This window comes from Mycoplana rhizolycopersici (genome assembly GCF_013378445.1).
In the GTDB taxonomy this organism is placed as follows: Bacteria; Pseudomonadota; Alphaproteobacteria; order Rhizobiales; family Rhizobiaceae; genus Mycoplana; species Mycoplana rhizolycopersici.
In genome coordinates this window covers 68,473-84,971 of the sequence record NZ_JABXYK010000012.1, presented here as the reverse complement: position 1 = coordinate 84,971, position 16,499 = coordinate 68,473, and the positions used below count along the sequence as shown (strand labels likewise).

Sequence of the window (16,499 nt, the reverse complement as noted above, 5' to 3'; positions counted from 1 at the left end):
GTCTCTTGCCCGTCATCCCTTGACGCCGCCGCTGGTCAGCCCGGAGATCAGGGCCCGTTGCATGATGAAACCGATCAGCACCGGCGGCAGGGCGGCGAGCACGCCGGCGGTCGCAATCAGTCCGTAGTCGGAAACACGGCCGCCGGCGAGATCGGCGATGGCGACCGTCAGGGTCTTGGCGCGCTGGTCGGAGGTGAACAGCAGCGCATAGAAAAATTCGTCCCAGGCGAGCAGGAAGGCGAACAGGGCAGCCGTGCCCATCACCGGGGCTGCGAGCGGCAGGGTGATGATGCGCAGCGTCTGCCACAGCCCGGCCCCGTCCATCATGGCAGCCGACTCGATCTCGCGCGGGATCGTGTCGAAGCCGGATTTCATCAGCCAGGTGGTGAAGGGCGCAAGGATGGTCAGATAGACGAGCGCCAGCCCGAACACGGTGTTCAGCAGGCCGAGTGCTGCAAGCCCCATGTAGAGCGGCACGGCGAGCGCCACCGGCGGCAGCATGTAGGTGGCGATGACGAGCGACAGCGACCAGCCCGTCGAAGGCGTGCGCGACACGGCCCATCCGGCGGGGATGGCAAGGGCGATCGCCGCCACGGTCGCCATGCCGGAAACCACGAGGCTGTTTCTGAGGGAGGCGGTGAAGGCTGCCCCGGCGCTGTTTGCCACGGTCGAGAGCAGGAGACCATACCGCGAGAAATCCACCGTCTGCGGCCACCAGCGCAACGGTTTTGCGGAGAGATCTGCCGCCGGCGAGATGCTCATGACGAACAACCAGACGAGCGGCGCCAGAATGACGACGGCGAGCAGCAGCGCGCACAGATGGATGAAGATCGAGAAGGCGGGGCTCCTGCGTTCCATCAGGCCGTCCTCCCGGCTGTCTTGCGCACCAGCGCCGCATAGGCGAGCGCCAGCAGCGTCACCAGCAGCGTCACGATCAGCGCCAGTGAGGCGCCGGAACCGGCACGCTGGAACGAGAACGCTTCCTGATAGACGAGGATCGACAGCGTACGGGTGCTGTTGGCCGGCCCGCCGCGGGTCATCACCCAGATGATGTCGAACACCTTGAAGGCCTCGATCGTGCGCAGCACCAGCGCCACCATGAGGGGACCTGCGAGATAAGGCAGGATGACGAAGCGGAAGCGATTGAGCGGACCGGCGCCGTCCACCAGCGAGGCGGCAGTGATGTCGCGCGGCACCGCCTGCAGGGCCGCGAGCGCGATCAGCGCCACCAGCGGAAAATTCTTCCAGCAGTCGGCGACGATCAGCGCGGTCAGCGCCGAGCCCGGCTCGCCAAGCCACGATCGATAGCCATCAATCAGGCCGATCTGCGTCAGCGCCGCGTTCAGGGCGCCGTATTCGGGATTGTAGATCAGCCGCCAGAGCGTGGCGTTGACAACGGTGGGCAACGCCCAGGGCAGGATCATCAGCGCCCGCAATGCGGTACGCCCGCGGAATTGCTGGTTGAGCAGCAACGCCGCGAGCACGCCGAGCACCATTTCGGCGGCCACCGAGACGATCGCGAACCACGCCGTCGTCACGAGCGTGCGCTGGAAGTTCGCGCTCGACAGCATCCGCACATAGTTGTCGATGCCGACGAAGGTGCCGGCGGTACCGACCAGCTTGGCATCCGTAAACGACAGGCCGACGGTATGGACGAGCGGCCAGCCGATCACGGCGATCATCACCGCAAGCAGCGGGGTCATCAAAAGCCAGGCTCTGGTCGTCATCCAGGTGCCGGACATCGGGCAGCCCTTCCATCTCTTCGATACAGCCCATCGCAGTCCGTCGGAACCATCGGCCCCGAAAGAGGAACACGCGCCGCACCTGTCTGTCAAAATCGCCTGCCGCTCCATTGAAGGGGAAGGCTCGGTTCGGATCGTCCGGGCGGCTGAAGGCGCCGCCCGGCGAAGCGCATATTCGGCTCAGAGACCGCTGTTTTCGGCCGCCGACTTCAGTGCATCCTCGGCGGAGGACTGCCCGAGCAGCGCCTCCTGGATCGCCTGCTGCAGCGCGGTCGACATTTCCTGATACTTCGGGGTCGTGGGACGCGGATACATGGCGGCCAGTCCGAGCTTGGCAGCGCCGATCAGCTCTTCCTGCCCGGTGGTCACAGCCGGGTCCTCGTAGGAAGACGCCCAGATCGGCAGGCTTAGCTTGGCATACTGGTTCTGCGTCTGCTGCGACGTCATAAACGCGATGTACTTCCAGGCCTCGTCCGGGTGCTGGCTGACGCTGGTGATGCCGAGCCCCATCGAGCCGTTCACGGCGGACACCTCGCTCTTGCCGGCAACACCGGGAGCAGGCACGACGCCGACCTTGCCGGCGACCTTGCTGTCGGCACCGGCGTTGGCGAGATTGTACATGTAGGTCCAGTTCAGCGCGAAGGCGGCCTCGCCGTTTTCGAACACCTTGCGCACATCCTCTTCCAGGAACTCCTTGGAGTTGGGGTTGGTCAGGCCGGAGGTGTAGCTCGTCACCATGTAGTTCAGCGCATCCAGCCCGCCGCCGCTCTGGAAGTCTGGCTTGCCATCCTTCAGGAAATCGCCGCCATAGGCGCTGACGAGCGTGGTGTAGTCGCAGATTGCCGCTTCCGCCTGCGCCCAGCTCCAGGCGATCGGCGTTGCCAAAAGCCCCTTGTCCTTGATGGTCTTCGCCTGTTCGGCCAATTCGTCCCAGGTCTTCGGCGGCGCGGTGATACCGGCCTTCTCCAGGATCTCCTTGTTGTAGAACAGGTACTTGGTGTCGAGGATCCACGGCATGCCATAGGACTTGCCGTCATACTGCACCGTGGTCCAGGCACCGGGCAGCACGCCCTTCTTCATCTCGTCGGTGATGCGCGAGGAGACGTCGACAAGCACGTTGTTGCTCGCATATTCGGCCGGCCAGATCACGTCGAACAGCACCACGTCGTAGCCGCCGCCCGAGCCCTGCGCCAGCACCGTCTTGTCGTGCAGGCCCTCGTAGGGGACGAATTCGAGATTGACCTTGATTTCCGGATTGGCCTTTGAGAAGGCTTCGGCCATGGCCCGCACGTCCGCCTCGCTATAGGCGGCCTGCGCCATGAAGAGCGCGTTCAGCGTGGTTTCGGCAAGCGCCTGGTGGGCGAAGGATGCGCTGAGAAGCGCTGCCCCGATCAGGGCTCTCGTAATGGAATTCGACATCTTTGCCTCCTGTTTTTCGGTCGCGATCGGCATGAAACGCCGCCGGCCGCATGTTCGGCCGCGACGCCCGTGGCACTCCCGGGAAGGAATGCCGGCATCCGCACTTTCACCAGCCGGTTCGACCGGCCCATGTTCCCTGGGTTCTTTCAGACCCTTATTAAGTCAATTGACTTGACTTAAGTCTTTCCCAGACTTCTATTGCTGTCAAGGGGGATTGCAGGATGAACCGTCCACAGCCGATCCGCGCGAAAAGCGGGACCAATCACGAAGGCACGAGCGCCCACAATCGGCGCGTCATCATCGAGGCGCTGCGGCTGAACGGCGCGCTGTCGCGGGCCGATCTGGCGCGTGCAACGCGGCTGACCAAGCAGACGGTTTCCAACATCATCGACGAACTCGAACGCGACGGTCTGGTCGTGCCGCAGGAGACCGTGAAGAAGGGGCGCGGCCAGCCGTCCACGCCCTATGCGCTCGTCCCCGGCGGAGCCTTTGCGATCGGGCTGCAGATCGACCGCCACGTGACGCGAGCGGTTGCCGTCGATCTCGTCGGCACCGTCCTGTTGCGGGCGGAAGCCGATCTGCCGGCCGACGGTCCCGCCACCGGCGTCAGGGTCGTGCTCGATCTGGTATCGGGCGTGCGCGAGAGGCTTATAGCCATGGCGTCAGACGCCGAGGCGCGGCTAGTCGGGCTGGGCGTCGCTATGCCCGGCCCCTTCGGCATCGATGGTGACGACAACGACCAGTGGATGATGGAGGCATGGCAGAAGTTTCCGCTGGTGGAAACGCTGGCAGCGGGAACGGGACTGGAAGTCGGCCTGCAGAACGACGCAGCCGCCTGCGCGACAGCCGAGCGCCTGGTCGGAGCGGCACATGGCCTCGAACACGCCGTCTGCCTCTATCTCGGTTACGGCATCGGCGCCGGGTTGATCCTCAATTCCGAACTCTACAGCGGCGCCAACGGCAATGGCGGCGAGATCGGCATGGCCCTGCTCTCCCCGCAGGATCCGAAGCGGACCTCGCTGGAGCACCGCGCCTCCCTTGCATCCCTCTACCAGCACCTGGAAATCGATCCCGCCGCGCACGGGGTCTATGACGATATCGGACGCCGGGCCGAAGCCGAAGATCCCCGCATCCTCGACTGGATCGGCTCGGCCGCCGCCGACCTGCGCTGGGGCGTCCACCTTGTCGAGACGATCTTCGATCCGCAGACCGTCATCCTCTGCGGCGGTGCGCCCGAACCGCTGGCACGCCGCTTGATGGCGGCGATGGAGCCCTTGATGCCCTCCATTGCCGACCGCCCGGGACGCACCCTGCCGCGGCTTCAGCTGGGCATGACAGACCCATGGTCGGTGGCGCTGGGTGCGGCGGCCGAACCGATCGGCCGCGCCTTCGATCCGCGCTTTTCGGCGATCCTCAAGGCCGCTGGCGAAGAGGCTGCCGGCGGCTGAACTGCGCAAGCGTGACTGCGTCAGGCATCCGCCTCAGCGCCGCTTTCGCCGCGCCACGGTGCCGGCGGATTTCGCTCCCGCCGCCGCATCCAGTCCCGCACCCCGCTGCAGGGAGCGAACTTCGGCATCGGTGAGGAAACGGGTCACGCCCTTGGCGAGGTCGCCAAGCGTGATGTCGCCGATGGCGACGCGGACGAGCCGGAGGCACTCGAGCCCCATGGCCTCCAGCATACGACGGATCTGGCGGTTCTTGCCCTCGGTGAGCTCCACTTCCAGCCAGGCGTTCTTTTCCCCCGCGCGCAGCAGCCGCACCGCCGCAGCCGTCAGCGTCTGGCCGTCCACCTCCATGCCTGTCGTCATGCGCGCGATCTCCGCCTCGCCCGGCTGGCCGGAGACCTGCACGTGATAGATCTTGCGAACGTCCTTGTCCGGGTCGAGCAGCCGCTGCGCCAGTTGCGTGTCGTTGGTGAAGAGCAAAAGCCCCTCGCTTGCCTTGTCGAGGCGGCCGACCGGCGCGACGAAGGGGAGGTTCAGCCCCTCGAGGCAATCGAAAACGGTGTTGCGCCCCTCGGGATCGTCCCGCGTCGTCACGAGACCGCGCGGCTTGTTCAGCGCCAGATAGACCTTGGCATGCGCCTTCAGCGGCTGGCCGTCGAGCTCGATCCGGTCGGACGCCATGTCCACCCAGGCCTCGACGTCGTTTACGACCCGCTTGTTGACCCGCACCCGCCCCTCGACGATCAGCGCTTCGGCCTGCTTGCGCGAACAGATGCCGAGCTTGGAAAAGGCCCGCGGCAGCGTGACCCTGTTGGCTTGGTTCTGCATGGGCTTTCTGGGCAAGGGAACGCTCCGATGGCGATGGGTGCGCCGGCCATGTCGAACTTGCAATGCCGCAAAGACCCGCAGGCGCGTCTCCGTCAGATACCATCCTGCCCTGTTTTCGCAAGAGCCGGACCAAGGGGCCGGATAGCGGCAAGATGCGGCTTGCCTTGACTTCCCCGGCCGTACGGCTAGATAGGCGCCATGCTGTCTTTGCTCTCTCAAACAGGTCAGGAGTTGTCGCGCTTCGGCGCGCGATTGTAGCCCGACCGTCACATTCGCGCTGTAAACGGTCGGGGTGACCCGCATGCCGGCACGCGAACGCCAAGAGAGACAGAACCGCCGCTGCCGGTGCCTTGCGCGAAATGGCAGGCCCTTGCGGATTGAAGATGACAGTTCCCTGAGCTGAAGACCGCGATGCCTGCGCGCATCAAGTAGACATGGGACTACCGGCTCCGAGCGCTCACATAAAGCTGCAATATCGGCTCCACGAAAGACCAGAATTGATGATCCAGACGCCCTACTACCTGATCGACAAGTCGAAGCTGCTTCTGAACATGGAAAAGATCGCCAGGCTCCGCGAGCTTTCCGGCGCGAAGGCCCTGTTGGCGCTGAAATGCTTCGCGACCTGGGGCGTGTTCGACTTCATGCGCGACTACATGGACGGCACGACGTCCTCGTCGCTGAACGAAGTGCGTCTCGGCCACGAGCGCTTCGGCAAGGAGACGCATGCCTATTCGGTCGCCTATGCCGACTACGAGATCGACGAGGTCGTCAGCCACGCCGACAAGATCATCTTCAACTCGATCGGCCAGTTGCAGCGCTTCGACAGGCAGTCCTCGGGCATCGTCCGCGGCCTCCGCCTCAACCCCGGCGTCTCCTCCTCAAGCTTCGATCTCGCCGATCCCGCCCGCCCCTTCTCCAGGCTCGGCGAGTGGGACGTGAAGAAGGTCGAGCCGGTCATGGACATGATCTCCGGCTTCATGATCCACAACAACTGCGAGAACGGCGACTTCGACCTTTTCGACCGCATGCTCGGCGCGATCGAGGAGAAGTTCGCACCACTCTTGCGCAGGGCGGAATGGGTCAGCCTCGGCGGCGGCATCCATTTCACCGGCGAGAGCTACCCGCTGGAGAAATTCGCCGAGCGTCTCAAGCGCTTTTCCGGCGAATACGACGTGCAGGTCTATCTGGAGCCCGGCGAGGCCTCGATCACCAAGTCCACGACGCTGGAGGTGACGGTGCTCGACACGCTCTACAACGGCAAGAACCTCGCGATCGTCGATTCATCGATCGAAGCCCACATGCTTGATCTTCTGATCTACCGCGAGAGCGCCAAGCTCGCCCCGAACAAGGGCCCGCACCGCTGGATGATCTGCGGCAAGTCGTGCCTGGCCGGCGACATCTTCGGCGAGTTCGACTTCGAAAACGAGATCAGCGTCGGCGACCGCATCTCGATCCAGGACGCCGCCGGTTATACAATGGTCAAGAAGAACTGGTTCAACGGCGTCAAGATGCCGGCCATCGCCATCCGCGAACTGGATGGCTCGATCAGGACGGTCCGCGACTTCACCTATGCGGACTACGAACAGAGCCTCTCCTGAGGCCAAAAATTCACAGCTACGACAGCTAAGGGTACAAGGAGATTTACCCCGAAATGAAAAAGAACGTTCTCATCATCGGCGCGGGTGGCGTTGCCCAGGTGGTGGCGCACAAGTGCGCTCAGAACAATGACGTCCTCGGCGACATTCACATCGCTTCGCGCACGAAGTCCAAGTGCGATGCGATCATCGCCTCCGTCCATGAAAAGAAGGCGATGAAGCAGCCGGGCGCCCTCGAAGCCCATGCCCTGGATGCCCTCGATATCGAAGCCACGAAGGCGCTCATCAAGAAGACGGGCTGCGAGATCGTCATCAATGTCGGCACCGCCTTCCTCAACATGTCGGTGCTGCGCGCCTGCATGGATACCGGCGTCGCCTATATCGACACGGCTATCCACGAAGAGCCGAACAAGATCTGCGAGACCCCGCCGTGGTACGGAAACTACGAATGGAAGCGCGCTGACGAATGCCGGGAGAAGGGCATCACCGCCATCCTCGGCGCCGGCTTCGACCCGGGCGTCGTCAACGCCTACGCCAGGCTCGCCAAGGACGAGTACCTCGACAAGGTGACGGACGTCGACATCGTCGACATCAACGCCGGCAGCCATGGCAAGTACTTCGCCACCAACTTCGACCCGGAAATCAACTTCCGCGAATTCACCGGCGTGGTCTATTCGTGGCAGAACGGCGAATGGAACGTCAACAAGATGTTCGAGATCGGCAAGGACTACGACCTGCCGGTCGTCGGCACCCGCCGCGCCTATCTCTGCGGCCATGACGAAGTGCATTCGCTGGCCAAGAACATGGACGGCGCCGACGTGCGCTTCTGGATGGGCTTCGGCGACCACTACATCAACGTCTTCACCGTCCTGAAGTCGATCGGCCTTCTCTCCGAGCAGCCGGTCAAGCTCGCCGACGGTTCCGAAGTCGTGCCGCTCAAGGTCGTCAAGGCCTGCCTGCCCGACCCGGCCTCGCTCGCACCGGAATATACCGGCAAGACCTGCATCGGCGACTTCGTCAAGGGCACCAAGGACGGCAAGGAACGCGAGGTCTTCATCTACAACGTGGCGGACCACAAGGAAGCCTACGAAGAGGTCGGCTCCCAGGGCATCTCCTACACTGCCGGCGTTCCCCCGGTCGCCGCCGCCATGCTGGTCGCGACCGGCGAGTGGGACGTCAAGCATATGGCGAACGTCGAGGAACTGGCGCCCAAGCCCTTCCTCTCCGTGCTCGCCAAGATCGGCCTGTCGACCTGGATCCGCGAGAATGGCCAGGAGCGCCCGCTGTTCGAATAGGCAACGGCTCCGAAACGAACGATCAAACCCGCGGCAGTCGCCGCGGGTTCTTTTTTTGCCGGCATGGCGGCAATGCTACACCAGCGATCCACCGAATGGACGAACCCCGGCGCGCGCCGCCGCCCATTGGCTTCGCCGACGCGGCAATCTAGGATGGAAACCGCTGTCCCTGACGCGGAGTTTTCCGATGTATTTCGTCGCTGTCGCCGCATTGATGTTCGTTCTTCCGGTCCTGTCCATCCTTGCGGAATGGATCGCGGGATCGGACGCCGGCCTGCTGTTTCTGGTGGGCAAGTGGTTCGTGTTCTGGGCCGCGGGCATCAGGCTGCTGCTTGCCGGCTTCAAGCAGGTGCTTCAGCCGTCCTTCACCGCCAAGAGCATTTTCGGGATCGACGACCCGGACGCCGAAAAGCTGGTCACCGAGATCGGCTGCGGCAACCTGGCGATGGGGCTGATCGGCACGCTGAGCCTGCTGATGCCCGGCTGGGTGGCTCCGGCGGGGCTGGCCGGCGGTCTCTATCTGGCGCTGGCAGGGGTCAAGCACGCCATGAATCGCGACCGGAGCGCAAAGGAAAGCTTCGCCATGGTGACGGATTTCGCCGGGGCTGCGATCCTCGCGGTTGGCGTGATAGCCCGGCTTGCATGATCCGCCCCATCACCCCATCCGCATGTATGATGCCGGGCAAACCCCGGTATAATTTCAAAGCCGCGCGCGCCATAGTAATCTCGTTTCAGCCTCAAAAGAGGCGGTAGCGCACTCCCCTCCCCGCTACCGAGCTTCGGATCCCCCCCTCGTCCAAAGCTCGCGGACCCAAACTCCGCCAGACCGCCCGGCTCCGCCGCCGGGCGGTCTTTCGCGTCGGCATCCGGTCTCAAGTGGCAGTTTCCATGCCATCGAACGCGAACGGGAGGAGAGCACGTGTCTTCCCTCCCGAAGCAGGCGTCAGAGCGCGGATGCGCCCAGTCGGCGACCGTAGCTTGAAATGTCTTCCCCGACGGGCATGCGCAACGCAGCATAACGCCGCAAGGCTTCGTCGACCGATTGCGAACGGGAGAGGCTGTCACCAAGCGCCATTGCGTCACCCGCAGCCTTCGAGGCGCCCATCGCCGTGTGGGGCCGCACGACGAACGCTGCGTCCCCGACGAGGGCAACGGTATTGCCTGCCATCCTGTCGGCACTGCCCTGCACAGCACGGCGCGCCCTTTCGACTCATGGATCGAAAGGGATGCGCCCCGCAAACGCGGCCGGGGCGGTCAGACGGCCGAAACGTGTTCGAACAGGTGCTTGAACTGGCGGGGCTGGCAGCGAAGATACTGGTCGGCAGCCCGCACCGTCTCGCCGAAATGCGCGGCCGCATGCCAGGGCCAGCGGGGATCGTAGAGGATCGCGCGTGCGATGGCGATCATGTCCGCATCGCCTGTGACGAGGATCGCCTCGGCCTGCTCGAATTCGGTGATAAGGCCGACGGCGATAACCGGAAGGCTGGTCGCCGCCTTGATCGCGCGGGCGAACGGCACCTGATAGTTCGGCCCGAGCGCGATCTTCTGGTGCTCGGAGAGCCCTCCGCTCGACACGTGGATAGCGCTGCAACCCCGGCGTTCGAGCTCCTGGGCAAACGCGATGGACTGATCGACGTCCCAGCCTCCGGCAACCCAGTCGGTGGCCGAAAGCCGCATCGTGACGGGACGCTCCGCCGGAAAGGCTTCGCGCACGGCCTCGAAAACCTCCAGCGGAAAACGCATGCGGTTTTCGAGCGAGCCGCCATAGGCGTCGGCCCGCGTGTTCGACAGCGGCGAAAGAAACTGGTGCAGCAGGTATCCGTGTGCGCCGTGAATCTGCACCGCGTCGATCCCCAGTTTCGCCGCGCGTCGGGCGGCGTCGGCGAACGCCTTGCGTATGCGGTTCATACCGCTGTCGTCGAGCGCGACGGGCGGGTCGTAGATCGTGCGGAACGGAACCCCGGCGGGCGCGACCGTTTTCCATCCGTTGGTCGATGACGGCGCGATCTGCCCGCCGCCAAGCCATGGCACCTCGCTCGAGGCCTTGCGCCCGGCATGGCCAAGCTGGATCGCGATCGGCATGTTCGACCACCGGCGGACGCCGGCAAGGACGCGCTCCATCGCCGCTTCGCATGCGTCGGAGTAGAGCCCGACGTCGCCATAGGAGATGCGGCCCTCAGGGGAGACCGCCGTCGCCTCGATCGTGAGCACGCCCGCACCGGAATTTGCCAGCATGCCGAGGTGCATCAGGTGCCAGTCGGTCATCCTGCCATCTTCCGCCGAATACTGGCACATGGGGGCGATGACGATGCGGTTGTCGAGCCGCAGGTTTCCCATCTGGATGGGCGAAAAAAGCTTCGTTCCGGTCATTCCTTCCCTCCTTGCCCTGATCAGGCCTGCGATGTCAGATCGCGCTCGATAGCGGATGGCTGGCAGGATAACCGCCGCGGGCGGACTATACAGCAGTTCCGTTTCGGATGAGTTTCGATAGGCAGGCCGGCATCTTCCGGCATCGCAGATGCGGACGGCCTCAAGCTCGCATGAACCGGCGATTACCGATCGCCAAGGGAAGCGGCCGCGACAAGGGGGCGGGCGCTGAAGCGGCGCCAGGCGCTGGGTGTCATGCCGGTTACCTTGCGAAAGACGCGGGAGAGGTGCGCCTGGTCTGACAGGCCGCAATCGAGCGCGATTTCGCAGAGCGGCGCCTCGCTGCTGGTCATCAGGTGCTTGGCGAAGGCGACCCGCTGGTGCACAATATAGGCGTGCGGCGGCATGCCGAAGGTCGCCTTGAAGGCGGCGGAGAAATAGCTCGTGCTCAGCTTTGCGACGCTGGCAAGCTCGGGAAGCGAGATCGAATGGGAGATGCGCTCGGCAATATAGGCCGTGGTACGCTTTGCCTGCCAGGGTGCGAGCCCCCCGACGACGATGCCCTGGTCAGCAGCCGGTGACGTCTTGGCACCGCTCGGCCTCAGGAGGCTGGACGCCTTCTTCATCAGGTCGATGGCAACGACCTCGTCCCGCTCGACGAGGCTGATCGCCCGCAGGAGCAGATCCGAGACCTCGCTCGAGGTCCTGTTGCTCAGGTCGCGAATATCGTTTCGGCGTTCAGAGCGCTCAAGGACTGCATCGGCATTGACAGACATCTTCGATCTCCTTGAAAAGATGGCAGTGCGATTTTGTGCCTCCATAATGAAATCGGTCCGCATGATGCGAAATCGTACTGTGATCGACTTCCGCTACACATGAGTGTTAGCGGAGCATACCCGGGTATAATTGCCCTCGCGCGGGCGCGTGTTTAGGTGTTCTTGGCGTCCGCCTTGCGAATGCGCAGGAACGAGGAACTGCAATCTGGAAGAAGCGCCTGCCATGTCGGAAAGCCCCCTTGTCCTGGTCGTTGATGACGAGCCGCTCATTCGCCATTCCTTGGACACCCTGCTCCGGTCCGTCGGATACAGCGTCAAGACGTTCGCAACGGCGCAGGAACTCTATGACGATGCTCGCCTGCCGGATGCGAACTGCCTGATCCTGGACGTGCGGCTGCCCTTCACCAGCGGGCTGGACTTTCACCAGAAGCTCGCCGAGCGGGGCGTGAACACGCCCGTGATATTCGTGACCGGCCATGGCGACATTCCGATGACGGTCAGGGCGATGAAGGCGGGCGCTGCCGACTTTCTGGCCAAGCCCTTCCGCGATCAGGACATCCTGGACGCCGTCGCAGCCGCAGTGGAGAAGGACAGGCTCGTCCGCGGCTCGGACCGGACGGAGATTGAGCTGCGCACCCGCTACCAGACGCTTTCCCCGCGCGAGCAGCAGATCATGGCCATGGCGACAGCCGGCCTGATGAACAAGCAGATCGCCGGGGAGCTCGGCCTGAGCGAGATCACCGTCAAGATTCACCGTGGCAAAATCAGCCGCAAGATGATGGCCAAAACATTTGCCGACCTGGTGCGGATGGCGGAAGTGCTGGGCCTGTCCAGATCGACCGCGTGAGGCCCCGGCCTGCCAGATTTTAATAGCGCTACGCCCCGCATCGATTTTCGCAGTATTCGTATCAAGACTTGTATTTTTTAACTTTGGCGGAACCAAAACCGGCCAATTCTCTCGAGATGTCTACCGAATAAACCCCTGTATAATTCAAATGGCGATGGTTCGGGGCCATACTGCCACCAATGACAGAAACCGGCTCCGGCCGGAGATTGGTATAATTCCCGGTGGAAACTCCCCACATCGTTTCGGTGATCGACGACGAAGAAGCCGTTCGTCGGGCGACCAGCAGCCTTCTCAGATCGCTTGGCTTTTCGGTAAGGGCCTTCGTTTCGGCGGAGGAGTTCCTGGACTCCGAATGCGTGTCTACCTGTTCCTGCATCGTCTCCGATGTTCAGATGGACGGCATGAGCGGCATCGACCTGTTCACCATGCTGCGCGAGCGGCAATGCACGACGCCGTTCGTCTTCATCACCGCGTCATCGGGAAAGGCGGTGCGCGCGCAGGTCGGACCGGAGGTCTGCGTCCTGCAGAAGCCCTTCCAGGCCGAGGCGCTCGCCACCTGCGTCGAAGACGCAATCGCAAGCAAATGACGGATCAGGCCATGGCCAATTGCTCTCATATCAGGCTGGTCCGGCGCGTCGGGCCGAAGACGCTCGGATGTGAGGAATGCCTGGGAGAAGGACTCGAGTGGTTTCATTTGAGGCTCTGCCGCATCTGCGGGCATGTCGGATGCTGCGACCAGTCGATCGGCCGGCACGCGACCGCGCATTTCCGCGAAACCGGCCATCAGATCATCGAGGGCTACGATCCGCCGGAAGGCTGGGGCTGGTGCTACGTCGACGAGGCGTTCGTCGACCTGCCTGACCAGACGCCGCAGAACGGTCCGATTCCCCGGTACTACTGAAAGCGCCGGCTACCAGCCGAAAACCTGCGGTTGTTCCGTCCAAACGCCCGCCGGATCTGTCTATCCGGAACGCTTTTCCCAAGGCACCATCTGTCCCGTACAGGTTCCCCCGCCCGACAAGGAGAAGCATCATGGCCGAAACCGTTGCCGATCAATTCGCCGCCACCCTCGCCGCCGCCGGCGTGAAGAGAATCTACGGGGTCGTCGGCGACAGCCTCAACGGCATAACCGATGCCATCCGCCGCCAGGGCAAGATCGAGTGGATCCATGTCCGCCACGAGGAAGCGGGAGCCTTCGCCGCAAGCGCCGAGGCGCATCTCACCGGCTCGCTCGCCGTTTGTGCAGGCAGTTGCGGCCCCGGCAACCTCCACCTGATCAACGGTCTCTTCGATGCGCATCGCTCGCGCGTGCCGGTGCTGGCAATTGCCGCCCACATCCCCTCCCAGGAAATCGGCAGCGGCTATTTTCAGGAGACCCGGCCGCAGGAGCTGTTTCGCGAATGCTCGGCCTATTGCGAGTTGGTCTCCGGCGCCAACCAGATGCCGCGCACACTCGAGATCGCGATCCGCGAAGCGGTCGGCCAGCGCGGCGTTTCCGTCGTCGTCATCCCCGGTGACATCGCTTTGCAGCAGGCCGCGGTGCCGACCGATCCGAAGCCGGCCGCCCTCCTTCCGCGCGCGCCCAGCGTCACCCCGCCGGCCGACGACCTGAAATCGCTGGCGGACATGCTCAATGACGGCGGCAAGGTGACGATCCTGTGCGGGTCGGGCTGCGCCGGTGCCCACGAAGAGATCGTGTCCCTCGCCGAAAAGCTGAAGGCCCCCGTCGTCCACGCGCTCAAGGGCAAGGAGCACGTCGAATATGACAACCCCTTCGACGTCGGCATGACCGGCCTGATCGGCTTTTCCTCCGGCTACTACGCCATGCTCGATTGCGACACGCTCCTGATGCTCGGCACCGACTTCCCCTATCGCCAGTTCTATCCGCAGGGCCGCGGCGTGCGGATCGCGCAGGTCGACCTTCGCCCGGGGCAGATCGGCAAGCGGGCCAAGGTCGATCTCGGCCTCGTCGGCGATGTGCGCACGACGGTCGGAGCGCTCCTGCCGCTGCTCGACACGCGCGATGACGATGCGCACCTGACCCAGGCGCTGGAACACTATCGGCGCACGCGGAAGGAACTGGACGGCCTGGCGGAAGCGCACCATGACACGGTGATTCATCCCCAGCAGGTGGCAAAGGCCCTCAGCGATCTTGCTGATGACGACGCCATCTTCACCTGCGACGTCGGGTTGCCGACGGTCTGGGCGGCCCGCTATCTCGCCATGAACGGCGTGCGCCGGCTCGTGGGCTCGTTCTGGCACGGCTCGATGGCCAACGCGATGGCCCAGTCGATCGGCGCGCAGGCGACCTATCCGGGCCGGCAGGTGATTTCGCTTTCCGGCGACGGCGGTTTCGCGATGCTGATGGGCGACTTCCTAAGCCTTGCCCAGCTGAAGCTGCCGGCGAAGATCATCGTCTTCAACAACGGCACGCTCGGCTTCGTCGAGGTGGAGCAGAAGTCGACCGGCTTCCTGCCCATGGGCACCGACCTCGCAAACCCCAACTTCGCCGCCATGGCGCAGGCGCTGGGCATCAAGGGCATCCGCCTGGAAAAACCTGGAGACGTCGAGGCCGGCATTCGCGAAGCGCTTGCCCACGACGGCCCGGTTCTGGTCGATGCCGTCGTCGCCCGCACGGAACTGCCGATCCCGCCGGCGATAACCGCCGAGATGGCGAAGGGCTTCACGCTCTATTCGCTGAAGGCGGTGTTCTCGGGGCGCGGCGACGAACTGCTGGACCTCGCCCGCGTCAACCTCTGGCACTAGGAGCCGGCCATGGACGTCAGCGCCCTGCTCCTGTCGCGAATCCAGTTCGCCTTCACGGTATCCTTTCACATCATCTTTCCGGCCTTCACGGTTGGACTGGCCGCGTGGCTGACGTTTCTGGAAGCGCTGCGGCTTGCGACCGGCAGGCCGCTCTATCGCCGTCTGTTCGATTTCTGGCTGCACATCTTCGCCATCGCCTTCGGGCTCGGCGTCGTCACCGGCATCGTGATGGCCTTCCAGTTCGGCACCAACTGGAGCGAGCTTTCGCTGCGCACCGGCCCGGTCCAGGGGCCGCTGCTCGGATACGAGAGCTTCACCGCCTTCGCGCTGGAAGCGAGCTTCTTCGGCGTGATGATGTTCGGGCGCAGGCGCGTGCCCACTTGGTTCTACCTGTTCGCCTGCGCGATGGTGACGCTCGGCACCAGCCTCTCGTCCTTCTGGATCATGGTGAACAACTCCTGGATGCAGTGGCCCGTAGGCTACGAAATGGATGCGAACGGCATCTTCGTACCGACCGACTGGTTCGCCATCATCTTCAGTCCCGTCGTCTGGGTACGCTTCCCGCACATGGTGCTCGCCGCCTATGTGACCACGGCTTTCTGCGTGGCAGCGACCGGTGCCTGGTACCTGATCGAAAAGCGCCTTCATGCCGAAGGCGTCGAGATGATCCGGATGGGTCTTGGGCTGGCCGCCGTTCTCGTCCCGCTGCAGATCCTGTTCGGCCACCTGACCGGCGACTACGTGCACGACAGGCAGCCGGCGAAATTCGCAGCGATCGAGGGCCGCTGGGAAAACGAGAAGCCGGCCGCCGAGGTGCTCTTTGCCATCCCCGACGAGGCGACGGAGGCGAACCGCTACGCCATTTCCATCCCCTATCTGGGCAGCGTCATCGGCTCGATGAGCCTGACCTCGGAGGAAGTGGGCCTCAAGAGCTTTCCGCCGGACCAGCGCCCGCCGGTCGCCATCCCGTTCTTCGCCTTCCGCATCATGGTCGGCTGCGGCCTCGTGATGCTGGCGCTCGCCTGGTTCGGCACATGGACAACGCACCGGCGCCTCCTGCCGCAGCGGCGCTGGTTGATCTGGTGCATCTTCCTCAGCTTCCCGCTCGGCTTAATCGCCACCCTCACCGGCTGGTTCACCGCCGAGGTCGGCCGGCAGCCCTGGGCCGTCTATGGCGTGCTCAGAACGGCGGAGGCGGCAACGCCTTCGCTGACAGCGCGTGAAGTCGGCGTCAGCCTCGTGATCTTCGCACTGATCTACGGGACGATCGCGGTCGCCGGGATCGCCTACGTCCACCGCCTTCTCCGCCGCGGTCCCGAACCGGACCCGCAGACGATGGATCCGCAACTCAATCCGAAACGCCCTCTCGGCTTGGCCGCAGGCGGTCCGGCCGCATCAAGCAACCCAGCGGAGTAACGA

At 64.1% G+C, this 16,499-nt stretch carries 16 protein-coding genes; 9 read left to right on the top strand and 7 right to left on the bottom strand.

Annotation, left to right across the window (positions count from 1 at the left end):
- Nucleotides 1-12: 12 nt before the first annotated feature.
- The 3 genes from HV823_RS18725 to HV823_RS18715 form a co-directional block, all read right to left on the bottom strand.
- Nucleotides 13-858, bottom strand: coding sequence for a carbohydrate ABC transporter permease (locus HV823_RS18725; RefSeq protein ID WP_176951265.1), 846 nt, complete (start codon nt 856-858; stop codon nt 13-15).
- Nucleotides 858-1,742, bottom strand: coding sequence for a carbohydrate ABC transporter permease (locus tag HV823_RS18720; protein ID WP_176951264.1), 885 nt, complete (start codon nt 1,740-1,742; stop codon nt 858-860). Before HV823_RS18720 ends, HV823_RS18725 begins: the two co-directional genes overlap by 1 nt.
- A gap of 180 nt (nt 1,743-1,922) precedes the next feature.
- Complete coding sequence (locus HV823_RS18715; protein WP_176951263.1) at nt 1,923-3,161, bottom strand: extracellular solute-binding protein; 1,239 nt, start codon at nt 3,159-3,161, stop codon at nt 1,923-1,925.
- Between the two features lie 221 nt (nt 3,162-3,382).
- On the opposite strand from HV823_RS18715, the gene HV823_RS18710 reads away from it, so the two are divergent.
- Nucleotides 3,383-4,609, top strand: coding sequence for an ROK family transcriptional regulator (locus HV823_RS18710; protein ID WP_176951262.1), 1,227 nt, complete (start codon nt 3,383-3,385; stop codon nt 4,607-4,609).
- A 33-nt stretch (nt 4,610-4,642) separates the two neighbouring features.
- Here the strand turns inward: HV823_RS18710 and HV823_RS18705 are convergent, their stop codons facing one another.
- Nucleotides 4,643-5,434, bottom strand: a complete 792-nt coding sequence (locus HV823_RS18705) for a pseudouridine synthase (RefSeq protein WP_176951261.1) — start codon at nt 5,432-5,434, stop codon at nt 4,643-4,645.
- Between the two features lie 500 nt (nt 5,435-5,934).
- Between HV823_RS18705 and HV823_RS18700 the strand changes: the two genes are divergently transcribed.
- The 3 genes from HV823_RS18700 (at nt 5,935) to HV823_RS18690 (ending at nt 8,970) form a co-directional block, all read left to right on the top strand.
- Nucleotides 5,935-7,032 (top strand): carboxynorspermidine decarboxylase, encoded by a 1,098-nt coding sequence (locus HV823_RS18700; RefSeq protein WP_176951260.1) that lies wholly within the window; start codon nt 5,935-5,937, stop codon nt 7,030-7,032.
- 53 nt (nt 7,033-7,085) lie between these two features.
- On the top strand, nt 7,086-8,324 hold the full coding sequence (locus HV823_RS18695; RefSeq protein ID WP_176951259.1) for a saccharopine dehydrogenase family protein: 1,239 nt from the start codon (nt 7,086-7,088) through the stop codon (nt 8,322-8,324).
- 187 nt (nt 8,325-8,511) lie between these two features.
- A complete protein-coding gene (locus tag HV823_RS18690) occupies nt 8,512-8,970 on the top strand; it encodes a hypothetical protein (protein WP_176951258.1) in 459 nt (152 codons plus the stop codon).
- 297 nt (nt 8,971-9,267) lie between these two features.
- Here the strand turns inward: HV823_RS18690 and HV823_RS18685 are convergent, their stop codons facing one another.
- The 3 genes from HV823_RS18685 to HV823_RS18675 all read right to left on the bottom strand — a co-directional run bounded on the left by HV823_RS18685 (nt 9,268) and on the right by HV823_RS18675 (nt 11,467).
- The gene (locus HV823_RS18685; protein ID WP_176951257.1) at nt 9,268-9,492 is read right to left on the bottom strand and encodes an FAD-dependent monooxygenase; all 225 of its coding nucleotides are present in this window, start codon (nt 9,490-9,492) and stop codon (nt 9,268-9,270) included.
- Between the two features lie 86 nt (nt 9,493-9,578).
- Nucleotides 9,579-10,694: an NADH:flavin oxidoreductase/NADH oxidase gene (locus HV823_RS18680; protein ID WP_176951256.1), complete on the bottom strand. Its 1,116-nt coding sequence runs from the start codon at nt 10,692-10,694 to the stop codon at nt 9,579-9,581.
- 182 nt (nt 10,695-10,876) lie between these two features.
- A complete protein-coding gene (locus HV823_RS18675) occupies nt 10,877-11,467 on the bottom strand; it encodes a helix-turn-helix domain-containing protein (RefSeq protein WP_176951255.1) in 591 nt (196 codons plus the stop codon).
- Between the two features lie 223 nt (nt 11,468-11,690).
- On the opposite strand from HV823_RS18675, the gene HV823_RS18670 reads away from it, so the two are divergent.
- The 5 genes from HV823_RS18670 to HV823_RS18650 all read left to right on the top strand — a co-directional run bounded on the left by HV823_RS18670 (nt 11,691) and on the right by HV823_RS18650 (nt 16,496).
- Nucleotides 11,691-12,314: a response regulator transcription factor gene (locus HV823_RS18670; RefSeq protein ID WP_176951254.1), complete on the top strand. Its 624-nt coding sequence runs from the start codon at nt 11,691-11,693 to the stop codon at nt 12,312-12,314.
- Between the two features lie 221 nt (nt 12,315-12,535).
- Nucleotides 12,536-12,901 (top strand): response regulator, encoded by a 366-nt coding sequence (locus HV823_RS18665; RefSeq protein ID WP_176951253.1) that lies wholly within the window; start codon nt 12,536-12,538, stop codon nt 12,899-12,901.
- A gap of 11 nt (nt 12,902-12,912) precedes the next feature.
- Nucleotides 12,913-13,215 (top strand): UBP-type zinc finger domain-containing protein, encoded by a 303-nt coding sequence (locus tag HV823_RS18660; protein WP_176951252.1) that lies wholly within the window; start codon nt 12,913-12,915, stop codon nt 13,213-13,215.
- 131 nt (nt 13,216-13,346) lie between these two features.
- Nucleotides 13,347-15,080, top strand: a complete 1,734-nt coding sequence (gene poxB / locus HV823_RS18655; protein WP_176951251.1) for a ubiquinone-dependent pyruvate dehydrogenase — start codon at nt 13,347-13,349, stop codon at nt 15,078-15,080.
- Between the two features lie 9 nt (nt 15,081-15,089).
- On the top strand, nt 15,090-16,496 hold the full coding sequence (locus HV823_RS18650; protein ID WP_176951250.1) for a cytochrome ubiquinol oxidase subunit I: 1,407 nt from the start codon (nt 15,090-15,092) through the stop codon (nt 16,494-16,496).
- Nucleotides 16,497-16,499: the final 3 nt, after the last annotated feature.